At 54.0% G+C, this 22,617-nt stretch carries 21 protein-coding genes and 3 tRNA genes; 13 read left to right on the top strand and 11 right to left on the bottom strand.

Going from position 1 to position 22,617, the window contains the following annotated elements; all coding sequences use genetic code 11:
* Nucleotides 1–10 precede the first annotated feature (10 nt).
* From uvrC to nadB, 6 genes are all read left to right on the top strand, one after another.
* Nucleotides 11–1,825, top strand: coding sequence for an excinuclease ABC subunit UvrC (uvrC, locus tag ACT3R4_RS09785; protein ID WP_441678761.1), 1,815 nt, complete (start codon nt 11–13; stop codon nt 1,823–1,825).
* A 97-nt stretch (nt 1,826–1,922) separates the two neighbouring features.
* Complete coding sequence (gene pgsA, locus ACT3R4_RS09790) at nt 1,923–2,471, top strand: CDP-diacylglycerol--glycerol-3-phosphate 3-phosphatidyltransferase (protein WP_087106661.1); 549 nt, start codon at nt 1,923–1,925, stop codon at nt 2,469–2,471.
* 83 nt (nt 2,472–2,554) lie between these two features.
* Nucleotides 2,555–2,629: transfer RNA gene (locus ACT3R4_RS09795), tRNA-Gly, on the top strand.
* An 11-nt stretch (nt 2,630–2,640) separates the two neighbouring features.
* A tRNA-Cys gene (locus tag ACT3R4_RS09800) sits at nt 2,641–2,714 on the top strand.
* Nucleotides 2,715–2,750: 36 nt separating this feature from the next.
* Nucleotides 2,751–2,837, top strand: a tRNA-Leu gene (locus tag ACT3R4_RS09805).
* 157 nt (nt 2,838–2,994) lie between these two features.
* A complete protein-coding gene (gene nadB / locus ACT3R4_RS09810) occupies nt 2,995–4,593 on the top strand; it encodes an L-aspartate oxidase (protein WP_441678763.1) in 1,599 nt (532 codons plus the stop codon).
* On the opposite strand, the gene ACT3R4_RS09815 is transcribed toward nadB, so the two are convergent.
* On the bottom strand, nt 4,570–4,968 hold the full coding sequence (locus ACT3R4_RS09815; RefSeq protein WP_226912177.1) for a hypothetical protein: 399 nt from the start codon (nt 4,966–4,968) through the stop codon (nt 4,570–4,572). The genes nadB and ACT3R4_RS09815 overlap by 24 nt on opposite strands.
* Nucleotides 4,928–5,221 (bottom strand): FAD assembly factor SdhE, encoded by a 294-nt coding sequence (locus tag ACT3R4_RS09820; protein ID WP_441678765.1) that lies wholly within the window; start codon nt 5,219–5,221, stop codon nt 4,928–4,930. Before ACT3R4_RS09820 ends, ACT3R4_RS09815 begins: the two co-directional genes overlap by 41 nt.
* A 213-nt stretch (nt 5,222–5,434) precedes the next feature.
* On the opposite strand from ACT3R4_RS09820, the gene ACT3R4_RS09825 reads away from it, so the two are divergent.
* The 3 genes from ACT3R4_RS09825 to lapB all read left to right on the top strand — a co-directional run bounded on the left by ACT3R4_RS09825 (nt 5,435) and on the right by lapB (nt 7,349).
* Nucleotides 5,435–5,731 (top strand): integration host factor subunit beta, encoded by a 297-nt coding sequence (locus tag ACT3R4_RS09825; protein ID WP_172117076.1) that lies wholly within the window; start codon nt 5,435–5,437, stop codon nt 5,729–5,731.
* 112 nt (nt 5,732–5,843) lie between these two features.
* Complete coding sequence (locus ACT3R4_RS09830; protein WP_087106669.1) at nt 5,844–6,149, top strand: lipopolysaccharide assembly protein LapA domain-containing protein; 306 nt, start codon at nt 5,844–5,846, stop codon at nt 6,147–6,149.
* Nucleotides 6,150–7,349: a lipopolysaccharide assembly protein LapB gene (gene lapB, locus ACT3R4_RS09835; RefSeq protein WP_441678767.1), complete on the top strand. Its 1,200-nt coding sequence runs from the start codon at nt 6,150–6,152 to the stop codon at nt 7,347–7,349.
* A 22-nt stretch (nt 7,350–7,371) separates the two neighbouring features.
* Here lapB and pyrF read toward each other — a convergent pair whose 3' ends face one another.
* Nucleotides 7,372–8,064: an orotidine-5'-phosphate decarboxylase gene (gene pyrF / locus ACT3R4_RS09840; RefSeq protein ID WP_441678769.1), complete on the bottom strand. Its 693-nt coding sequence runs from the start codon at nt 8,062–8,064 to the stop codon at nt 7,372–7,374.
* Between the two features lie 230 nt (nt 8,065–8,294).
* Between pyrF and ACT3R4_RS09845 the strand changes: the two genes are divergently transcribed.
* Nucleotides 8,295–8,579, top strand: coding sequence for a ComEA family DNA-binding protein (locus tag ACT3R4_RS09845; protein WP_172117079.1), 285 nt, complete (start codon nt 8,295–8,297; stop codon nt 8,577–8,579).
* A 178-nt stretch (nt 8,580–8,757) separates the two neighbouring features.
* On the opposite strand, the gene prpD is transcribed toward ACT3R4_RS09845, so the two are convergent.
* From prpD to ACT3R4_RS09875, 6 genes are all read right to left on the bottom strand, one after another.
* Nucleotides 8,758–10,242 (bottom strand): 2-methylcitrate dehydratase, encoded by a 1,485-nt coding sequence (prpD, locus tag ACT3R4_RS09850; RefSeq protein ID WP_441678771.1) that lies wholly within the window; start codon nt 10,240–10,242, stop codon nt 8,758–8,760.
* Between the two features lie 28 nt (nt 10,243–10,270).
* On the bottom strand, nt 10,271–11,467 hold the full coding sequence (prpF, locus tag ACT3R4_RS09855) for a 2-methylaconitate cis-trans isomerase PrpF (protein ID WP_172117081.1): 1,197 nt from the start codon (nt 11,465–11,467) through the stop codon (nt 10,271–10,273).
* A 29-nt stretch (nt 11,468–11,496) separates the two neighbouring features.
* Nucleotides 11,497–14,106: a Fe/S-dependent 2-methylisocitrate dehydratase AcnD gene (gene acnD / locus ACT3R4_RS09860; protein WP_441678773.1), complete on the bottom strand. Its 2,610-nt coding sequence runs from the start codon at nt 14,104–14,106 to the stop codon at nt 11,497–11,499.
* 66 nt (nt 14,107–14,172) lie between these two features.
* Nucleotides 14,173–15,300, bottom strand: coding sequence for a bifunctional 2-methylcitrate synthase/citrate synthase (gene prpC / locus ACT3R4_RS09865; protein WP_087106683.1), 1,128 nt, complete (start codon nt 15,298–15,300; stop codon nt 14,173–14,175).
* Between the two features lie 70 nt (nt 15,301–15,370).
* Complete coding sequence (gene prpB, locus ACT3R4_RS09870; RefSeq protein ID WP_441678776.1) at nt 15,371–16,264, bottom strand: methylisocitrate lyase; 894 nt, start codon at nt 16,262–16,264, stop codon at nt 15,371–15,373.
* Nucleotides 16,264–17,037 (bottom strand): GntR family transcriptional regulator, encoded by a 774-nt coding sequence (locus ACT3R4_RS09875; protein ID WP_087106687.1) that lies wholly within the window; start codon nt 17,035–17,037, stop codon nt 16,264–16,266. Before ACT3R4_RS09875 ends, prpB begins: the two co-directional genes overlap by 1 nt.
* 235 nt (nt 17,038–17,272) lie before the next feature.
* Between ACT3R4_RS09875 and pabB the strand changes: the two genes are divergently transcribed.
* Both pabB and ACT3R4_RS09885 read left to right on the top strand, forming a co-directional pair.
* Nucleotides 17,273–18,646: an aminodeoxychorismate synthase component I gene (gene pabB / locus ACT3R4_RS09880; RefSeq protein WP_087106689.1), complete on the top strand. Its 1,374-nt coding sequence runs from the start codon at nt 17,273–17,275 to the stop codon at nt 18,644–18,646.
* 117 nt (nt 18,647–18,763) lie between these two features.
* Nucleotides 18,764–19,399 carry a phosphoadenosine phosphosulfate reductase domain-containing protein gene (locus tag ACT3R4_RS09885; RefSeq protein WP_441678779.1) on the top strand — a complete coding sequence of 212 codons (636 nt, stop codon included), beginning with the start codon at nt 18,764–18,766 and terminating at the stop codon, nt 19,397–19,399.
* 223 nt (nt 19,400–19,622) lie between these two features.
* On the opposite strand, the gene cysB is transcribed toward ACT3R4_RS09885, so the two are convergent.
* Entirely contained in the window at nt 19,623–20,597 is a 975-nt protein-coding gene (gene cysB / locus ACT3R4_RS09890; RefSeq protein WP_172117087.1) for an HTH-type transcriptional regulator CysB, read from the bottom strand.
* A 256-nt stretch (nt 20,598–20,853) separates the two neighbouring features.
* On the opposite strand from cysB, the gene trxA reads away from it, so the two are divergent.
* Nucleotides 20,854–21,237 carry a thioredoxin gene (gene trxA, locus ACT3R4_RS09895; RefSeq protein WP_140398967.1) on the top strand — a complete coding sequence of 128 codons (384 nt, stop codon included), beginning with the start codon at nt 20,854–20,856 and terminating at the stop codon, nt 21,235–21,237.
* Between the two features lie 51 nt (nt 21,238–21,288).
* Here the strand turns inward: trxA and ACT3R4_RS09900 are convergent, their stop codons facing one another.
* Nucleotides 21,289–22,440, bottom strand: a complete 1,152-nt coding sequence (locus ACT3R4_RS09900; protein WP_193057098.1) for an AI-2E family transporter — start codon at nt 22,438–22,440, stop codon at nt 21,289–21,291.
* Between the last annotated feature and the right edge of the window lie 177 nt (nt 22,441–22,617).

Here is a 22,617-nt window from a genome sequence, read left to right on the forward strand (position 1 = left end):
ATACGGTGCAATGACATTTAATGCAAAACAGTTTTTAAGCTCGGTAAGCACCTCCCCCGGCGTTTACCGTATGCTTGATGAACACAGCGATACGCTCTATGTAGGCAAAGCGAAACGCTTAAAAGCCCGCCTTGCCAGCTATTTTCGTGGCCAGCTGAACACTAAAACGCAGGCGATGGTGGCACGGATTGCGGATATTCAAATCACCGTAACCCGCAGCGAAACCGAGGCACTGCTCCTTGAGCAAACCCTGATCAAGGAGCTTCGCCCACCCTACAATATTTTATTACGGGATGATAAGTCCTACCCGTTTATCTTCGTCACCGACCGCCACAACTATCCCAGACTTGAATATAAACGCGCACGTCAACGGCGTGACGACGGCCGCTATTTGGGCCCCTATCCCAGCAGCGGCGCGGTACGCGAAAGCCTGTCACTCATGCAAAAAATCTTCCGCATTCGCAACTGCGAAGACAGTGTTTTTGCCCATCGCTCTCGTCCGTGCCTACAGCATCAAATCCAGCGCTGTAGCGCTCCTTGCGTAGACTACATTGCAGAAGAGGATTACCGCCGCGACGTTGAACACGCCGTTATGTGTCTGGAAGGCAAAAGTGAGCACGTAACCCAAGCGCTGACCGAGGCGATGGAAGCCGCCAGCCAAGACCTGGATTTTGAGGAGGCTGCCCGCTTCCGTGACCAGATACAGCAATTACGCCAGCTACAGCAGCGCCAGTTTGTCGATAACCAGAACGGCGATGCCGATATTTTCGCGCTCGCCCAACGGCCAGGCGCGCTAGGCGTTTCGGTGTTAAGCGTTCGCGATGGGCGCATGCTCGGCGCCCGCCACCATGCGCCCAAAAACGGTCTAGACCTTTCCCCAGAAACCCTACTGACCGAGGTGGTGAGCCAGTACTATTTTGGCCAGCCGCATAACGTGCCCAGTGAAGTCATTACCAGCCATGCGCTGGATGACAGCGACCTGATTGCCGAGGCGCTCACACAGCAAGCGGGCAAGCGTATTCGTGTGACAAGCCAGGTACGCGGGCATCGCGCCCAGTGGCAGCAACTGGCGATGACCAATGCTGAGCAGCAGTTAGCGTCTCAATTGGCGAACCATACGCAGCTCACCCAACGCTTTGCAGCGCTTCAGAAAGCACTGGGCCTTGAATCCATGCCCGAACGGCTTGAGTGTTTCGATATCAGCCATAGCCAGGGTGAAGCCACCGTGGCCTCCTGCGTGGTCTTTGACCATCAAGGACCGCGCAAGAGCGACTATCGCCATTTCCGCATAGAAGGCGTGGCGGCGGGCGATGATTACGCCGCCATGCAGCAAGCGCTGACGCGAAGGCTGAAACGCGTAGAAAGCGGCGAAGCCATCGCCCCGGATATTTTGATTGTCGATGGCGGCAAAGGTCAGCTTAATATGGCCCGAGAGGTGCTCAACCAACTCGGCATTACCACGATCATTTTGCTAGGCGTTGCCAAAGGCACCACACGCAAAGCCGGGCTTGAGACACTCTTTTTGGAAACATCGGATAACCCACTTCCCTTGGATCCCGCGTCCCCTGCTCTGCACTTAATTCAGCATATCCGGGATGAATCGCACCGTTTTGCAATTGCAGGCCACCGAGCCCAGCGCGACAAGGCCAGGCGCACTTCTACTCTGCAAGACATTCCCGGCATTGGTCCTAAACGGCGCCGTGAGTTGTTACGTTTTTTTGGCGGATTGCAAGGTGTGCAGAAAGCGAGCCGCGCCGAGCTGGCAAGAGTCCCTGGCATTAGCGCCGCACTTGCAGAGAGTATTTATTTGGCCCTGAATGGATAAACCACCATTGGGCATAGATGCTAGTCGCTAAGGCGGATAGAATAGCCTTTACTACATTTCGAATTTAATGACTCTCCGGTAAGGATCGCCAGTCGCGATGAATATACCCAACGTACTTACACTGGCAAGAGTTGCCTTTATTCCCTTGCTCGTTGTGCTGTTCTACTTGCCTTTTAATTGGAGCATGCCGCTGGCGGCTGGCCTTTTTGCGCTAGCCTCGATGACCGATTGGCTAGATGGCTATTTGGCCCGCCGCTGGAATCAGTCAACACCCTTTGGCGCTTTCTTAGACCCAGTGGCCGACAAACTAATGGTCGTTGTGGCACTCGCGCTGCTGATTGAGCGCTACGACACACTCATTCTGACCTTGCCTGCGCTTGTCATTATTGGCCGTGAAATCGTCATATCGGCCCTGCGCGAATGGATGGCAGAAATGGGCAAGCGGGGTTTGGTCGCGGTTTCCTGGATAGGCAAGCTTAAAACCACGCTCCAGATGGTGGCCCTGCTGATCCTTTTGGCGCTGCCGCCCACACACGAGATCGCCCTACTGGGTGTGGTAGTGCTGTACGTCGCTGCGGCCTTAACGCTTTGGTCCATGATCCAATATTTAAAGGCTGCCTGGCCGCACCTTAGCCGCTCCATGTAAGCAGTTGATTCCTCGAAGGGGATGTTTGCATCATTGATGATTGACAACCGCTCAACGATGCGTATAATTCGCCCTCGAGTCGAGCGGGAATAGCTCAGTGGTAGAGCATCGCCTTGCCAAGGCGAGGGTCGAGAGTTCGAATCTCTTTTCCCGCTCCATCGACTCTTTAGGCTGGATGGCAGAGTGGTTATGCAGCGGACTGCAACTCCGTGTACGCCGGTTCGATTCCGACTCCAGCCTCCACTTTTGTGTTAAGTGCAACGATACACCAATTGCACTGCCCGGATGGCGAAATTGGTAGACGCAAGAGACTTAAAATCTCTCGGAGGTAACTCCGTGCCGGTTCAAGTCCGGCTCCGGGCACCATTGTTTTTATCTCCCCCTATGACTTTATTATCTGCGAGATCATTTTGATCGACGCGGATTTTTTTGCGTCTATACATCGTCAACGACTAATGACTACGCTATACGCTTACCTTTTATGCGCCATAGCGCCAGATAGCAAAAATAAGGAGCGGGCCGCATGAGCACGCCAACAACCGATGTATTAATTATTGGCGGCGGCGTCGCCGGGTTAACCCTCGCCCTGGATATTGCCGACAAACTGTCGGTGACGCTGGTAAACCCGGCCCACAATGACAAAGGCGCCAGCCGATGGGCCCAGGGTGGTATTGCAGCGGTGCTCTCCCCTGAAGACAACCTGGAAGCGCATGTTCGTGACACACTTGTCGCTGGTGACGGCTTATGTGATGAGCAGGCCGTACGCTTCACAGTTACCCACGGTCCGGCTGCTATCCAATGGTTAATTGATCGAGGGGTATATTTCACCCCGGACCCCGCCCCTGACGCTTGCTATCCGTATCACCTGACCCGTGAAGGCGGCCATAACGCCCGGCGTATTATTCATGCCGACGACGCCACGGGGCGCGCTGTGGTAGATACCCTGCAAGACAAAGTCGCCGCGCATGCCAATATTACCCTACGCCGCGATATCACTATTTTAGGATTACTCCAAAACAGCCACGGGCACTGCACGGGTGCCTATGGCGTCGATACAGAGCGACAACGGCAAACACTCACCGCGACTTACACCACGCTAGCCACCGGTGGCGCTAGCGGCCTTTATCGCTATACCACAACGCCGACCCCAGGCAGCGGCGAAGGCATGATGATGGCTGCGGAGCTTGGTGCGCGATTAATGAATCTGGAGTTTCAGCAGTTTCACCCGACCAGCCTGTATGATCCTGACGGCCCCGCGTTTTTAATTAGCGAAGCGGTACGTGGCGAAGGTGGTTACTTGCTCAATGAAGCCGGTGAGCGGTTTATGCCAGCCATTGATCCTCGCGCAGAACTTGCTCCCAGGGACGTTGTTGCGCGAGCCATCGATGCTCAAATTCAGCAAGGCACCCAAGGGCACGTATGGCTGGATATCCGCCACCTTGGTGAAAAAGCTATTCACCACCACTTCCCAACCATTTTGGCACACTGCGCCTCGCGCGGGGTTGATATCACCCAACAACCCATCCCTGTCGTCCCCGCCGCCCATTATAGCTGCGGGGGCATTGCCACCGATCATCAGGGCGCGACAGGCATACCGGGGCTTTATGCAGTCGGTGAAGCTGCCTGTACCGGCCTACATGGTGCCAACCGCATGGCCAGCAACTCACTATTGGAGTGCCTGGTGTATGCGCGTAGCTGTGCAAGCGCACTTCGAGAACAACATCTCAACGAATGGCACACGCCGCCCATTACGCCCCTACCACCGTCCGCCCGGTTATTAAGCGTTGAAGAGCAGGACCTACTGGCTCAATGGCGCCACGAGCTACGAACCACGATGAGCCAACAGGTGTCGATTGTACGCAGCAACTCAGGATTAGCTGCCGCCCATGAGCAGTTGGCGTTATTGGATAAGCGTTTGGAACGCTTAGGAGCCGGCCAGTTTCAACCTGAGTACATGCAGTTACGTCAAACAATCAGGCTGGCTCAACTAACCGTTATCGCTGCATCGAAACGGCATGAATCACGCGGGTTACATTACTCTATGGATTGGCCATCTCACCTTCCCGCCCCTGCGGTTTCTTGTTTAACGCTGGCGGATTTAATGCCCGGCACGGTGGTATAAACGGCGCAACAAACGGTGATGATGACGAGAGAAACTATCGGGCCACAGCCAGAGCCGCTGTGGCCCCACCCACAAGCCCACCAACCAAGGCCCCAGGTAATCACAGCGAACCACCACTTCATCGCTCAGCTCTCCATAGGGCTTTCGCCAACGGCCATAAATAGCCGTATCACGCTTGCTTAGATAAAGCACGCCATGGACTTGCCTATGCAGAGTACGCCATAGCAAAAGGCTGATGACAAAGGTAATGCCGCTGCCTACCCAAAGCCCCAATACCCAGTAGCTCAACGAACACAGCCCCATCGCCAAACCCGAGTGAAGCAGGCCTGCCGTTTTAGAGGGTACGATAGGCAGAATTATCGGTGTTTTCTGCATGCTCAACGATCATTTTCACCATATGCTTTAACGCTGGGTCTTCAGGCCATTCACGGTGCATGAGCCAAACAAACAAGTCCTGGTCTTCTTCTTCAATTAGGCGCTGATAAATCAACTGCTCCTCTTCGCTAAGTGTGTCAAAGCGTTTTTCTAAAAACGGGATCAGCAACAGATCAAGCTCCCACATACCGCGACGCGAATGCCAGTAGAGTCGCTTACGTAGCACGGCTGCTGGGGATGTATCGTCGTTCAAGGTCAGCCTCTTTCATTGGTAAAAATGAAGCGTCAGTATACCTAAGCTAAAGGGTCGCGCCAGCGCCAAGCTTCGCCTATGCTGTTATTCAGTCTAGTACCTTGTTTTATCTGAATTGTTTAATATCAATTTGCACAGTATGCTGAATTCGAGGTTATCAAGGTCAGCCGCTATTATTAACGGCAGCCTTCACCGTTTACAGGGAGCCAACCGATGACAAAATCTGAACTAATCGAACAAATCGCGATGCGTCAACCGGAGCTATCCGCCAAAGAAGTCGAGACGGCGGTACGTATTATACTGGACGATATGACGGACGCTCTTTCCAGCGGCGGTCGTGTGGAAATACGTGGCTTTGGCAGTTTCTCACTGCATTTCCGTGAGCCGCGTACTGGCCGCAACCCCAAAACGGGCGACCCGGTCGAGCTGGACGGTAAATATGTACCGCACTTTAAGCCCGGCAAAGAGCTGCGCGAACAGGTAGATGCCAGCCGTGCGCTGGGTTACTAACACAGATCCCGAAGCCGCCATACTTTGATAATCTGTGACTGTGGGATGACGTCGCGCCAAGACTCATACACAATAGGGTCATACTGCGAACGTCACTGACTAGGAAACTCTCATGCGTTGGATTAAAGGGCTGATTCTCGCCATTATTTTGCTGGTTGTTTTACTGGTAGGCATCTTGTTTGCCGTCAACAATCAGCAAACCATTGCCTTGAATCTGATCTGGGTTGAACTCCCCCCCATCACACTCTCGGTATGGCTGCTGGCGACATTAACGTTTGGCGTCATACTCGGCATGCTCGCAATGATGGGGGTATACGTACGATTGAAAGCACGTCTTGCACGCAGCGAGCGCCATAACAAACAGCAGCGCAAAGAGCTTGATCGTTTACGCACCCAGGAGTTTAAGGAACTAGCGTAAATGCATGATGTCATGCTGCTAGGGCTACTATTGGTAGCGATTGCCATAGGCTTCGGGCTAGGCATTCGATACGCTGCCCAGCGCCACCGGCGAGCGCCAACAGCGCCGCCTTCTCAACTGTCGCGCGAATATTTCGTTGGGTTAAATTACCTGCTGAATGAGCAACCCGATGAAGCCATTAACACGTTTATCAGTGCACTTGATGTTAATAGCGATACGGTAGATACCCATATCGCGCTGGGTAAGCTCTTTCGCACACGTGGCGAGGCAGACAAAGCCGTCAGTATTCACCAAAACCTGCTTGCACGCCCGGCCCTATCGCATGGCACCAACGAGCGCATCCAGCTTGAGCTTGCGCGCGATTTTATAGCGCTAGGTGTTCATGACCGTGCCCAGAGACTGCTGCACTCGCTGCTTGAGCAATCCACCGACGATGATCGCCGCTATGCGGCCAAGCAGCTACTGGTGGATCTTCTGGAGCGCGAAAAGGAGTGGCAAACTGCTTTAGAGGTAATCCAACCCCTGCTAAAGCAGCACCCAGGTATGCGGCGCCCAGCGTCACACTGGCTATGCGAGCTGGCCATAGAAGAGATCCAACAGTCCAGCCGTGCGCTCGCGAAAAAGCATCTAAAAAAAGCCTTACTGCTGGATGAACGCTGCATTCGCGCCACACTACTGTTGGCGGATCTTGAAATGGATAACGGCCACTATGGCCGCGCGATAGAACGTCTTGACCATATTCCTGAGCAGGATGCCGCGCATATCCCAACCATGCTGCCAACCCTTCAGCGGGCCTATGCGCGTAACGACGATATAGCAGGTCTGGAGAAGCACTTATACCGTCTACTGGGCCAGGCACCTTACACCAGCGTTATCGTGATGCTTGGCGAGCTTATTCACCAGCGGGATGGCGTGGATACCGCCATTGAGTTAACCGGAAACTGGCTACGTGATGCGCCGAGCCTTGGCGGGTTGGACTATCTGCTGGATCTGTATGTCGAAAGCCAGAAGCTAAGTGGAAGAGCGGCGCCGGACACTCGCTTATCACTGCTGAAATACCACACGGATGCGCTTTTAAAAGATCGTCCACGCCATCAATGCAGGCGCTGTGGTTTTACGAGTGATGCCCTTGCCTGGCAATGCCCCAGCTGCCGCCGCTGGGGCACTACCAAGCCGATTACCGGCGTAGAGGGCGAGTAAACAAACCCGCACACATATCGTGCTACTGAAGCTCTGCTTCGATAGCCGCCAGCGCCGCCATGGGGTCAGACGCCTGAGTAACAGGCCGCCCTATCACCAAATGTGTACTCCCTGCCTGCATCGCTTCGCTCGGCGTCATAATACGCTGCTGATCGTTAACGGCGGCAAAACTCGGCCGAATACCGGGCGTTACTTTTAAAAACGACTCACCACACACGGCCTTTAAATGTGACGCCTCTTGGGCTGAACATACAACGCCGTGCAGGCCGCTTTGTTGGGTCAACTGCGCCAAGCGCTCCACCTGTTCGGCGGGCGAAACGTTTAACCCCACTTCACACAGGTCGCTTTCCTGGAGGCTGGTTAATACGGTCACAGCGATAAGGTGCGTGTCTAAACCTTGGCTAACCAAACGCTCGGCGGCTGCCTCCATCATCTTGCGGCCACCGCTGGCGTGCACATTCACCATCCAGACGCCTTGCTCTGCTGCGGCCTGAACAGCCCCCGCCACCGTATTGGGAATATCATGAAACTTGAGGTCAAGGAACACGTCGAACCCGCGCCCATGCAGCGCTTCAAGGATAGCCGGGCCGCTGCGGGTATAAAGCTCTTTACCTACTTTTAAACGACACCGGGCGGGGTCTAGCTGGTCCGCCATGCACAAGGCGGCGTCAAGTGACGGGTAATCAAGCGCGATAATCAACGGGGATTCAGACACAACACTACTCCATACGCATTTTTAAGCATTATATCAGCCCAACACAAACCGTTTGTAAGCAATTTACTAACCCGTACAAGCGAAACTCCTACAAATAGTGTCCTACATCACTGACAACAATCAGGTAGCAAACGCGTTAAGTTAATTGAGGCACCCACTAATGCAGTGTTCGTTAGTACAGTGCCCGGTTGTGCTACTTTTCTTTATCGACAAAAGGAACAATACGCGTAATGAACATGACATTAAAAAGCTTGTTTGCCGCCCTGTTACTTAGTTTAAGTCTGGGATTATCCAGTAGCGCACTGGCTCAAGCCGTCGCGCCTATCAATGTTAATACCGCCAACGCCGAGCTGTTGAGCGAGCTTCCCGGCATTGGACCAAGCCGCGCTACCGCCATTATCGAAGAGCGTGATACCAAGGGAGAATTTGCAAGTATTGATGATTTAACGCGCGTCAGCGGCATCGGCGCAGCAACCGTAGATCGCATGCGCGACCAAATCGTACTCGAAGACTAAAGCCCTGAAGTAAGCCCTGCAGTAAGCCCTGCAACATAGCAGGATTACTATTGCCCGGCGGCAGCACAGCAGCTGTTTGCCGGGCAAGTGTTTATCACATACCCAACATTGAAAAGCTCACCTAACGACTCCTCTCTCTTCCGCATTACTGCCCGTGACCTCGTGACTAGGCAAACTTTTAAATCATCCAAAGTGACATGAATTGATCCACCGGCATTGCTTCAAGCGTCGCTTGATTGCCGCAGAGCTGGCTAATCTTTTCGCAGCGAAATGCAGGGAAACGGGTGGCGAGATGGCGCTCAAACTTATCGACCAATAGCGGCATTCCCTCTTCTCGACGTCGCTGATGGCCTATCGGATACTCCACTGCAACTTTGTCTGTTGCACTACCATCACGGAAAAAGACCTGTACCGCATTCGTTATAGAGCGTTTCTGCGGGTCGTGGTAATCCGCTGAATAGTCGCTATTCTCCTCGACCACCATTTTGTCGCGCAGTACATCAATTAGCGGATGAGCCGCATGAAAGCTGTCTTCATAGTGCTCGGCGGTAAGCGAGCCAAAGATAAGCGGCACGGCCGTCATGTATTGCAGGCAGTGATCGCGGTCAGCGGGGTTAGCCAACGCTCCGGTTTTGGAAATTATCCGAATCGCTGAATCATGTGTGGTAATCACAATGCGCTCAATATCAGCCAAGCGCTCTTTTACCTGAGCGTGCAGAAGTACGGCCGCTTCGCAGGCGGTTTGGGCATGGAACTCCGCCGGGAAAGCAATTTTGAATAGAATGTTTTCCATCACATAGCACCCAAACTCACGCTGAAAACGCAGGCGCCGCTCTACTTCAGGTTTAAGGCTCAGGTCTTTATTACTATGGCTAAAGGACACATCGTAAAACCCCCATTGCGGTGCGCTGAGCGCGCTGGGAATGCCCATCTCACCGCGCAACGCCATATCCGCCAAGCGAACGCCTCGGGAAGTGGCATCGCCAGCCGCCCAGCTTTTGCGCGACCCGGCGTTGGGTGCATGTCGGTAGGTGCGCAGGCTCTGGCCGTCTACCCACGCATGGGAAAGCGCGGCCAGCAACTGCTCGCGCGTAGCGCCCATTAGCTTGGCAACCACCGCCGTCGAAGCCACTTTCACCAACAGTACATGATCCAGCCCCACCCTGTTGAAGCTGTTTTCCAGGGCCAGCACTCCCTGAATTTCATGCGCCATGATCATGGCGTTCAACACATCACGCATCGTCAGAGGCGCATCCCCCTGGGCAACCCGCTTTTGCGACAGGTGATCGGCAACCGCCAGGATGCCACCCAGGTTGTCAGAAGGATGCCCCCACTCGGCGGCAAGCCAGGTATCGTTATAATCCAGCCAGCGGATAGTTGCGCCGATATCCCAGGCCGCTTTTACCGGGTCAAGGCGTAGCGAAGTGCCCGGCACACGCGCCCCAAATGGCACCTGGGTACCTTCTACCAGCGGGCCAAGATGCTTGGTGCACTCTGGAAAACGCAGCGCCAGAAGCCCACAGCCCAACGTATCCATTAAGCAGTAACGAGCCGTAGACAGTGCCGCCGGCGAGGGAGTATCAAAGCTCAGCACATAATCAGCGATTAGCTGTAGCTCATCATCGTATTCTGGCCGCTCGTTTATCTCCGCTGTGACATTCATGGAGTCGCCTCCCAATCAATGCAGTGAGTTAAAAGCTGTCGCCCGGTACGCGTACCGCACCTTCCATTAGCACGCGCGCGCTGCGGCTCATAATGGCCTGATCAATCTGCCAGTGCCCGTCAACCAGATTGGCCTCTGCGCCAACGCGCAAACTGCCCGACGGGTGGCCAAACGTAACGGACTGACGCTTTCCGCCTCCGGCCGCCAAATTAACCAGCGTACCGTCTATCGCAGCGGCAGCAGCAATTGCCACGGCGGCAGTGCCCATCATGGCGTGATGCAATTTACCCATGGACAGCGCCCGCACCACCAGATCGATATCACCAGCGTTAACGGTCTGACCGCTCGAGGAAACATAATCAGTTGGCGGCCCAACAAACGCTACCTTGGGCGTATGTTGGCGGCTCGCAGCCTCACTGACATCCCCTATCAACCCCATACGTACAGCGCCATGGGCACGGATAGTCTCAAACATACTTAATGCTTTACCGTCGCCATTGATGGCGTTTTGCAGCTCGGTACCGCGGTAACCAATATCAGCGGCATTAATAAACACCGTGGGGATACCTGCATTGATAAGGGTAGCTTTCAGAATACCCACACCTGGCACATTCAGGTCATCCACCAGGTTGCCGGTGGGAAAAATCGCCCCCTCGCCGTCAGCCGGGTCCATAAAAGCCACGGGAATTTCGGCGGCGGGAAAGGTCACGCCATCCAACTCGAAATCGCCGGTCTCCTGAACCTCCCCATTCACGATGGGCACCTGCGATACGATAGTTTTCTGGATATTGACCTGCCAGATTCTCACCTCGACCACACCGTTTTCAGGCAGACGTGCCGGATCAACCAGCCCGTTCGCTACGGCAAATGGGCCTACCGCCGCCGAAAGATTGCCGCAGTTGCCGCTCCAATCCACGTAGGGCTTATCGATGGATACTTGGCCAAACACATAATCCACATCGTGATCAGCCGAGTGGCTTTTGGAAAGAATGACCGTTTTACTGGTGCTTGAGGTCGCGCCGCCCATACCGTCAATCTGTTTTTCGTACGGGTCGGGGCTTCCAATCACACGCAGCAGCAGCTTGTCACGCGCCTCGCCCGGCACCTGAGCAGCCTGGGGTAAATCGCTTAATTTAAAAAACACGCCTTTGCTGGTACCGCCACGCATATAGGTGGCGGGGATTTTTATTTGCGGCACATGGCGGGCGTTGGCGACATCAGTCATCTTGTTCACTCCGAAAAATAACCCGGCACTTACGCAGCCGTTGACTCGAGGAAGTCCTGAGCAAAGCGCTGCAGCACACCACCGGCGGCGTAAATTGATACTTCCTCGGCGGTATCCAGGCGGCATTTGACCGCTACGCGCTCGCTGCCCCCGTTTTGACGATGGATCACCAGCGTAAGCATCGCGCCCGGCGAAACAGCCCCCTCAACATCAAAGGTTTCGGTGCCATCCAGGCCTAATGTCGTGCGCGTGGTTCCCGGCTCAAACTCTAGCGGCATTACGCCCATACCAATCAGGTTTGTGCGATGAATACGCTCAAACCCTTCAGCAGCAATGGCTTCCACACCCGCGAGCGCCACACCTTTGGCAGCCCAGTCTCTTGATGAGCCTTGGCCATAATCGGCGCCAGCAATAATGATCAGCGGCTGCTTACGCGCCATGTAGGTTTCGATAGCTTCCCACATGCGGGTCACTTCCCCTTCAGGTTCGACCCGCGCCAGCGATCCCTGAACGACATTGCCTTCTTCATCGCGGACCATTTCGTTAAACAGCTTGGGATTGGCAAAGGTAGCGCGCTGGGCGGTGAGGTGATCGCCGCGATGAGTCGCATAGGAGTTGAAGTCCTCCTCCGGCAGGCCCATTTTCGCCAAATACTCACCCGCCGCGCTGTTAAGCTGAATGGCGTTGGAAGGCGATAGGTGATCGGTGGTGATATTGTCCGGCAAGATTGCCAGCGGGCGCATGCCTTTCAAGGTACGCTCTTTCGCCATATTGCCCTCCCAGTAAGGTGGGCGACGAATGTAGGTACTCTGGGGGCGCCAGTCGTATAGCGGGTTAACCTGGGCACGCGCGCTTTTATCAATATCGAACATGGGGATATAGGTCTGGCGGAACTGCTCGGGCTTCACCGAGGATTTCACAATAGCGTCGATCTCTTCATCGGCTGGCCAGATATCCTTCAAGGTAACGGGATTCCCCGCCTGGTCGATCCCCAGCACGTCTTTTTCAATATCAAAGCGAATAGTGCCTGCAATGGCGTAAGCAACCACTAATGGCGGCGAGGCCAAAAAGGCCTGCTGGGCGTAGGGGTGAATCCGCCCATCAAAGTTGCGGTTACCGGAAAGCACTGCCGTGGCGTAAAGGTCCCGGTCGATAATTTCCTGCTGAATAACAGGGTCAAGCGCACCCGACATGCCGTTACAGGTGGTGCACGCATAAGCCACCACGCCAAACCCCAGATCCTCCAGCTCATTCATCAAGCCGGCTTCTTCCAGGTACATCTTGACCGTTTTTGAACCAGGCGCCAAGGATGACTTTACCCAGGGTTTACGCAACAAGCCGAGCCGGTTGGCGTTGCGCGCAATTAACCCAGCCGCCACCATATTGCGCGGGTTGGACGTATTGGTGCAGCTGGTAATGGCGGCGATAATAACGGCGCCATCAGGCATTTTGCCCGCTTTCTCTTCTTCGCGTGCTGCATCGAGCCCTACCGCAATACCGCGCTGAGCCAGCTCGGAGGTCGGCAGGTGCGCATGTGGGTTGGAAGGCCCTGCCAGCGTCCGCGCGACCGATGAAAGATCAAAGCTCAGCACCCGCTCGTACTCAACCTGCGTCAGGCTGTCCGCCCAAAGGCCGGTGTGCTTGGCATAGGTCTCTACCAGCGCCACCTGCTCATCTTCACGACCGGTGAGCTTCAAGTAATCGATGGTTTGGCTATCGATATAGAACATCGCCGCCGTCGCACCGTACTCGGGCGTCATGTTCGAAATCGTGGCGCGATCACCGACCGTCAGCGCATCGGCGCCTTCGCCATAAAATTCCAGATAGGCACCGACCACGCGCTCTTTACGCAGAAACTCGGTGATCGCCAGCACCATATCGGTGCCCGTGATTCCTGGCTGCAACTTACCGGTCAGCTCTACCCCGACGATATCCGGCAAGCGCATCATGGAAGCGCGCCCAAGCATGACGCTTTCAGCCTCTAGGCCACCCACGCCGACTGAAATAACCCCGAGCGCGTCCACCATGGGGGTATGGCTATCGGTGCCCACGCAGGTATCAGGATAAGCAATGCCGTCCCGGTTCTGCACTACCGGCGACATTTTCTCCAGATTGATCTGGTGCATGATGCCGTTGCCAGGCGGGATAACATCAACGTTTTCAAAAGCCGTTTTGGTCCAGTTGATAAAGTGGAAGCGGTCATCGTTGCGCCGGTCTTCAATGGCGCGATTTTTCTCAAAAGCCCCCTCTTCAAAACCCGGGTGCTCTACCGCCAACGAGTGGTCAACAATCAACTGAGTGGGAACAACGGGGTTAACCTTGGCCGGATCACCGCCCTTCTCGGCAATGGCATCGCGCAGCCCGGCCAAATCAACCAGCGCCGTCTGGCCTAAAATATCGTGGCATACCACGCGTGCCGGGTACCACGGAAAATCGAGATCGCGCCGACGCTCGATAAGTTGCTTAAGCGCATCCGTTAACAGCTCAGGATCACAGCGGCGTACCAATTGCTCTGCCAGCACGCGCGACGTGTAAGGGAGCGTGGCGTAGGCTCCTGGCTGAATATCCTCAACGGCTTGGCGCGCATTAAAGTAATCAAGGCTGGTGCCTGGCAGTGGTTGACGATATTGGCTATTCATAAAAACAGACTCGCGAAAGGGGAGCTTAAACATGCCCGGCAGCCAAGCCGCCGGGTAGCACGCTGATTAATCTCGCGCTTCTATCGGCACCCATTCGCTTTTCTCGGGACCAATATAGTCAGCGCTGGGGCGGATAATTCGATTGTTGGCGCGCTGTTCAAAGACATGTGCGGCCCAGCCCGTTAGCCGGGACATGACAAAAATCGGCGTGAACAGCTTGGTGGGGATATCCATAAAGTGATAGGCGCTGGCATGGAAGAAGTCTGCGTTGCAGAACAGCTTTTTCTCACGCCACATCACTTCTTCGACCCTTTCAGATACGGGATAAAGCACCGTATCGCCTACGTCATCGGCAAGCTTTTTGGCCCACTGCTTGATAATCTCGTTGCGTGGGTCAGATTCTCGGTAGATGGCGTGCCCAAAGCCCATGATCTTATCCTTGCGCGCCAGCATGCCCATGATCTGACTTTCCGCTTCTTCCGGCGATTTCCAGTTTTCGATCATCGCCATGGCCGCTTCATTGGCACCGCCATGCAGCGGGCCACGCAGCGAACCGATGGCGCCGGTGACGCAAGAATGCATATCAGAAAGCGTTGAGGCACACACCCGGGCGGTAAAGGTAGAGGCGTTAAACTCATGCTCGGCATATAAAATAAGCGATACGTTCATCACTCGCGCATGGAGCTCAGAGGCCGGCTCGCCACGCAGCAGATGCAAGAAATGCCCGCCAACCGATGCAGCGTCGGTTTGGGTATCAATCCGCACTCCGTCATGAGAGTAGCGATACCAGTAGCAAATGATCGAAGGCAACACGGCCAGCAGCCGATCGGCGACGTCTTGCTGCTCATCAAAGCTCTGCTCGGTTTCAAGATTACCCAGCATGGAGGTGCCGGTACGCATGACATCCATGGGATGAGCATCTTTCGGAATTTGCTCAAGCACCGTTTTCAGCGCATCGGGCAACCCACGCAAGCCCTTTAATTTGCGGATGTAGTCGTCAAGCTCTGCCTGATTAGGCAATTTACCTTTCAAGAGCAGGTACGCTACTTCTTCAAATTTAGCCTTTTCAGCCAGCTCTTTGATATCAAAGCCACGGTACGTTAGGCCCGAGCCAGTCTTTCCAACGGTACACAAGGCGGTAGTTCCCGCACTTTGTCCACGCAGCCCTGCTCCCGCTAGCGGTTTATCAGCCATGACGAGTCTCCTGGTGTGCTTATCGTTGTACCTATCATTAATTGCAGATAACAGTGTTGTCGTGCACGCCTTATTGCGGCTCTTCGCCCTTTTCGGCGAATAACGCGTCTAGTTTCTGCTCGAAATCGTGATAGTTGAGGAAATCGTAGAGTTCATCGCGCGTCTGCATGGTGTTAACGACTTCTTTTTGATGCCCGTTATCCAGAATGCTTTGATAGACATTCAGGGCAGCAGCGTTCATCGCTCGAAACGCAGAGAGCGGGTAAAGCACCATGCGGCAACCAACCTCGCCAAGCTCGGCTTGAGTAAAGAGCGGCGTCGCACCAAACTCGGTGATATTGGCCAGAATCGGGGCATCCACTCGCTCGCAGAATGCCTGGTAATCTGAAAGGGTATATACGGCTTCAGCAAAGATGGCATCCGCACCGGCTTCAACGCAGGCATTGGAGCGCTCAATAGCCGCGTCCAGACCCTCTTTTTGAAAAGCATCGGTGCGTGCAATCAGATAAAAATCGGGGTCTATTCGGGCATCGGCGGCGGCTTTGATACGATCAACCATCTCAGCCTGGGAAACAATTGCCTTGTTGGGTCGATGACCACAACGTTTTTGCGCCACCTGGTCCTCCAGATGAACGGCGGCGACGCCAGCACGCTGCATCTCTTTCACTGTACGGGCAATATTGAACGCGCCGCCCCATCCGGTATCAATATCCACCAGCAACGGCAGGTCCGTTGCACCACAGATACGGCGCGCATCCTCTGCGACATCGTTCATGCTGGTCATCCCTAAATCAGGCAGGCCAAACGAGGCATTTGCCACCCCACCGCCGGAAAGGTAGATCGCCTGATGGCCGACACGTTCAGCCATCATCGCCGTATACGCATTAATAGTGCCTAAAATGGCCAGCGGGCGCTGGGCGTCAAGGGCGGCTTTAAAACGGGCGCCAGGGGTGAGCGTTGACATTAGCGTGTCTCCTGAAGGGTAGTGGCCTGCCGTTCCTCGGCAGGCTCAGATGATTGCTGTTTAAGAATCGCGGCATAACGGTCGGCAACATTGGCACGCGAGGCACTGACGTGGCGGCGCATTAATAGCTCAGCAAGTTCGGCGTCACCTGCTTCAATGGCATCCACGATCCGGTGGTGCTCAACAAAGGCGCGCTGCGGGCGCGTACCGCTGGCACTAAACTGCGTACGATAAAGGCGCACCAGGTAGTACAAGTCATTGCACAGCAGGCTCATTAGCATCTTGTTGTGGCTGCCTTGCACAATGCGGTAATGAAAGTCGAGATCGCCCTCACGCTGATAATAAGCTTCACCGCGTTGTAAATCGGCCTGCCCTTCGTGCAATGCCAGCACATCACGAAGGCCTTGTATTTCCTCTGCCGACATGTGCTCCGCTGCTAGCCTTGCGGCCATGCTTTCCAACGCTTCGCGTACATCAAAGAGCTCTATCAGCTCTTTCATAGAGAGCTTAACGACGCGTGCGCCGACGTGAGGTACGCGCTCAATCAAGCGGTGAGACTCTAAACGCCGCATGGCTTCGCGAAGCGGACCACGAGAAATGCCGTACGTTTTTGAAAGCCCGGGCTCAGTGATTTTGCTGCCTGGCGCCAGGACGCCACGAACAATATCGCTTTGCAGCTGATGAAATACCCGCTCGGCAAGCGTTCGCACTTCAGGCGGTACCATTTCAAGCGGCGAATCGTCACAATTAGAAGAGGAAACGGGTAAGCGCATGTTTGATTGTCGACAATTAGAGAAGGTGATGAAACTTTAGCTTTATGACTTTAAACCGTCAACCCTTCAATATAGGCGATATGATGCATCTTTCGTTGTACGCAGAAAGTCTAGCGCTTGACCCAATGTCTACAATCTTTCAAAAAACGTGAGAAATGCGTCGATGGCACGACTGGTGTCAATCTTGCTCGCCCTCTAAGATAGGCGCCCCTTTCATTCGCTAGGCGTTCGCTACATGACCAAGGCATTGTCGGCCTTTACTCTGCCCTACTCCCTCGACCCATTACATTTATTTAATGCGCTTCGCCAACGCCCCGGGGCCGTATTGCTGGATAGTGGACGCCCTGCCGCTACAGGGCGCTACGACATTATGAGCAGTGACCCGTTAGCGACACTGGAAGTCGATGTGTCAGGAAAGTCAGCGCTCACTAGCGACTACCTTGAGGTATCAGCCCTGCCGCCGGATGACGGCTTTTTCCAGCAGCAGTGGCTACTCGATCAATTGCCGAGCCGAATTAGCGCGCAAGGCTTACACGCCCAGCATGACCACTTGCCTTTTATGGGTGGGCTAATAGGTTATTGGGGTTATGACTTAGGGCGCCAGCCCTTGGCAAGCACTCACCAACCCAATGCCACCCGCTTACCCCAGGCACGCCTGGGCTTATACGACTGGTGTATTACGCTCGACCACGAAACTCAGCAAGCCTGGCTGATTGCCACCGCGCAGCGCCGCGAACAGGTGCTTCAGTGGTTAAGCCAACCGGCGGTTAACCGCGAACCGTTTATCTTAACCGAGCCCTTCCAGGCCGAGCTTAACCGAAGTGAATATTCAAAACGCTTCCAGGCCGTTCAGCGTTACATACGAGCAGGCGACTGTTATCAAATCAACCTTGCCCAACGCCTTTCAGCCGCTTATCAAGGCGATGAGTGGCAGGCGTATCTGCGCTTACGAAACGCCACTCCCACTCCTTTCTCAGGGTTTATGGCGTGGGGCGACCAGGCTCTCCTTTCCCTTTCGCCAGAGCGCTTTATTCAGTGCCGAAACGGCGCTGTGGAGACACGCCCCATTAAAGGCACTCGCCCTCGAGGCGCGACAAAAGAAGAGGACATTGCACTCGCCAACCAACTGATGAGCAGCACGAAAGATCGCGCCGAAAATGTGATGATCGTTGATTTGTTGCGCAATGACCTTGGTCGCGTATGCAAACCTGGCACTATTCATGTACCTCAGCTTTGCCAGTTAGAGAGCTACCCTAACGTCCACCACCTGGTCAGCGTGGTGCAGGGCCAGCTTGCACCGGGCGCCTCGCCGCTGACTTTATTAGCCGCCGCCTTCCCCGGGGGCTCGATCACGGGTGCCCCCAAAATTCGTGCGATGGAAATTATTGCAGAGCTGGAACCCTGCCAGCGCAGCGCGTACTGCGGAAGCATGGGCTACGTCGATATACGCGGCAGCATGGATACATCGATTACTATCCGCACGCTGGTGGCTGATGCAGGCAAGCTGCACGTATGGGGCGGCGGCGGCCTGGTTGCCGACTCAGCGCTTGAGGAAGAGTACGTGGAGACACTGGATAAGATTCGTCATCTTATTAAGGCACTGGAATAACAGCCACCGTACTTAAATCAAAAAGGAATATAAAAGCCAAACCAAACGGTATTGGGGGGAACGACAGGCAATTTGATAGCCTAGCGGTATGGTTCATTAATATGACAAGGAGGCAGCATGTCCTCATCGCTAGATGCGATCAATCGTGATTTTTCCGAGACCGGTTTTAGCAAGAACCCACAAGCACTTATTGAGTGGGCGTTAACACAAGGTGAAAGGGCGATCTGTACGACGAACTTTCGCCCTTTTGAAGCCGTTATTCTGCACATGGTGACGCAGGTCCGTCCTGACATGCCGATTGTCTGGATGGACAGTGGCTATAACACCGAAGCCACTTATCAATTAGCCGACGAGCTAATAACGCGCTTGAACCTGAACATGGTCAGCTATATACCCAAGCGGACACGCGCGCACCGTGAAGCGCTCGAAGGCCCCATGCCGGGCATTGATGACTCGCGCCATGCGGCGTTCACCCAAGAGGTCAAAATCGAGCCGTTTGAACGTGCATTAAGTGAGATGCGCCCTGACGTATGGTTTACAGCGCTTCGTGCAGAAGACACGCCCGAACGGGCCAAAATGCAGCCCGTCAGCCGTAACAGTGATGGGCTGGTTAAAGTGGCGCCGGTGTTGCATTGGAGTGCCAAAGAGATGTATCAATATTTACAGGCGCACGATCTGCCTAACAACTTCGATTACTTCGACCCCACCAAGGTGGAAGAGAAACGCGAGTGTGGCTTGCACCTACAGCATTAAACCTGTCTCTGAAAACCTGTCTCTGAAAATCTGTCACTGAAAACCCGTCGTTGAAAAGCCAGGTACTGAACACCCTGGCACCGAGGTTAGGCCACAAGCCAAACGTATGACTCACGTTGTTAGCGGCTTGCCAGCGGTTTCGCTGGCATCATGCCCCCTAACAACGTGGGCGCTTAAAGCGTTAATACATTAATGCTCGTAATACGTCAGTACCCACAAAATATCAGTACTCAGGCAGCTCTATCCCTTCAAACAGCGCTTGTTCAAAGCGCGGGCCGGCAATGAGCGCCTCATCCACACGGTCTCGCGTCAAGTGTGGCGCAAAGCGCGCCAGGAAATCGTACATATAGCCGCGCATAAAGGTGCCTCGGCGAATGCCTATTTTAGTCGTTGAACTCGCAAACAGGTGGCTGGCATCCACCGCGACTAAATCCCCGTCCAACTTATCGTCTACCGCCATATGTGCCACGATCCCAACGCCCATGCCGAGCCGCACATAGGTTTTAATCACGTCGGCATCCGCCGCCGTTAGCACAACGTTAGGCGTCAAACCCTTCGCTTTAAACGCATCATCCAGCTGGGAACGACCGGTAAATCCAAAGACATACGTCACCAGCGGATGTTCTGCCAACGCTTCCAGCGTTAAAGGTCCACTCAGCGCTGCCAAGGGATGCCCTTTAGGCACCAGAATACAGCGATTCCAACGGTAACAAGGCAAGAGCACCAGATCTGTAAACAGTTCCAGCGATTCAGTGGCAATCGCAAAATCGGCCTGCCCCTCACTCACCATTTGAGCAATTTGCTTAGGCGTACCCTGCTGCATATGTAGCGCGACTTCCGGATATTTCAGTGTAAATTCACTGATAATCGGCGGAAGTGCATAGCGTGCCTGGGTGTGTGTGGTCGCAATAGATAAGCTTCCCCGCCGCTCATCGCTATGCTCCTGGGCCACCTGTTTAATATTTTCGGTAAGCTTGAGCACCTGGCCCGCCAGGTTAATAATGGACTGACCTGCTGGCGTTACCCGGGTTAGATGTTTTCCGCTACGCGCGAAAATCTCAACGCCCAGCTCATCCTCCAACAGCCGTATTTGCTTGGAAATACCAGGCTGAGAGGTAAACAGGCTTTGAGCGGTCGCCGATACATTTAGGTTGTGTCGGTTAACTTCCCAAATATAGCGAAGTTGTTGTAGCTTCATATCATCACCTCATTATCTATACCGATAGCAGGCAGGTCATCTAACGCTGGCACCGCCTATCTTGCACTCGCCACAAAGCACTATTTGGCATAAAAAAATATCCTATAATTCACTTATATTATAAGAGATAATCTCTATTAGCATCTATTAATTTTGTAATTAAGCACAAAAATAAGCGCAGATATTTGCCAGCAAACGCCGCGCCCGCTAACATCTGCCGACTTGGCGTAATGAAAGTGCGCAGGTTTAACGCGTAATGACCGTTGCTCCATTTGAGGCAACGACACTGCAAGAGCAACGCAAACGGGAGAAGCAAATGGCTAATAATGTTGACGTCACTAACGCTAATTTTGAGCAAGAAGTCCTCAACGCCGACCAGCCTGTCCTGCTAAAATTTTGGGCGCCCTGGTGTGGCCCGTGTAAAGTTATGGCACCGGTTGTCGATGAAGTGGCAGCCGAGCGCGGTGATAACTTAAAAGTGGTCAGCGTAAACGTTGACGATGCACCTGAAATTGCCGCAGAACAAGGCGTACGCGGTGTACCGACCGTTATGCTGTTCAAGTCTGGTACCAAAGTCGCTTCACTGGTAGGCGCGCAATCCAAGTCTCAACTAACGCAATTCATCGACCAAAACGCTTGATGAAATTGGCCACCGCCGGCACAACCGGTGGTGGCCGTGCGGCCCCTCCTGTTAACTCTCCCCCTCTTTTAGATGCTCTTCGGGCGTAGCACTATTTTTACGTTTCCACGGTGCGCGACCTGCATCTTGCTGGCTAAGATAACGCCCCGTGCGGTGCCTCCCTGGTCCCAGAAAATGGGCAATCCAACGCGTCTGCGGATGGCTATCCAAGGCAATTTTTAGGGTCATGGTTAACACGACAGATAGCAGCATCCCCGCCGGTCCAAAAATCCACCCCCAAACAACCAGCGAAAGAAACGCCACAAACGTTGAAAGCCCTAGCGCTTGCCCCATGACACGCGGTTCAATCAGGTTACCCAGTACAAAGTTAATGACCAGGTAAGCGGACGCCAGCAGCAGCGCCTGTAGCGCGCCACCGTCCTGGGACACCAGAAGCAGCAGCACTGGAGGGATAGCCGCAAGTGCTGAGCCAATGTTAGGGATAAAGTTAAGCCCAAACGCCAGAACACCCCAAAGTAATGGGAAATCAACCCCGACAATCACACAGGAGAGCCAAATTAATACCGCCGTGGCTAGGCTAATCATTGTTTTTACGGCCAAATAGCGCTTTAGCGTTAAGCTGAATTCGCTAAATCGCTTTAAACTAGGTGCAGGGTTTTCCAAGGCACGCGAAACTTTTTGGCGAAGGTTCAGCGTTTCAAACAGCATAAAAATAACCAGCAACCCCACGATGATACTCTGCATCACCAGGTTGCCCAGTTCACCCAACAGCGTTGCCACCCAAGAAGAGCCTTCCTCATCCTCATTGAAAAAGACGGCGCTAAGCTCATCAGGGTCAATATTGAAGCCATGCATAGCGAGCGTATTAAGCAAATCCCAATAGTGCTCGTAAAGCCGCTCCTCAATATCAGGCAGCGCCGCCACAAAGGTGCTAAAACTGTTGACGACCAACACGCCAATCAGTGAAAGAAACCCCAACAACACCATCAGGGTTAAAAAAGCCGACACTCTCATGCTTAGGCCACAACGGTGTAGCCACTGCACCGGAGAGGTACACACTACCGCGATAAATACCGCCAGCAGCAAGGGTACAAGTAAATCTGCCCCCCCTTTCATTCCCGCAATAATTACCACTAATGCCGCTAGCGCCAACGTGGCATTTAAGGGGATACTTCGATAATCCTCATCCGATAATCTCGACATAGCCTCATCCTTAGCTCGTTACCCATACATAATGGCGGCAATAAAGGTATTGCACAAACCGTGCAAATAATAAGCAACTGTTTTGCGTCACCTCTTTTACGCTGAACTTTCCCTGTAGTCGCTATTCCAAACAAGCGTCTATACTTTTAATTGACGCATACCCGGCTAGTTTTCTCT

Origin of the sequence: Halomonas sp. AOP7-E1-9 (assembly GCF_052376035.1) — a bacterium.
Lineage (GTDB): Bacteria > Pseudomonadota > Gammaproteobacteria > Pseudomonadales > Halomonadaceae > Vreelandella > Vreelandella citrativorans.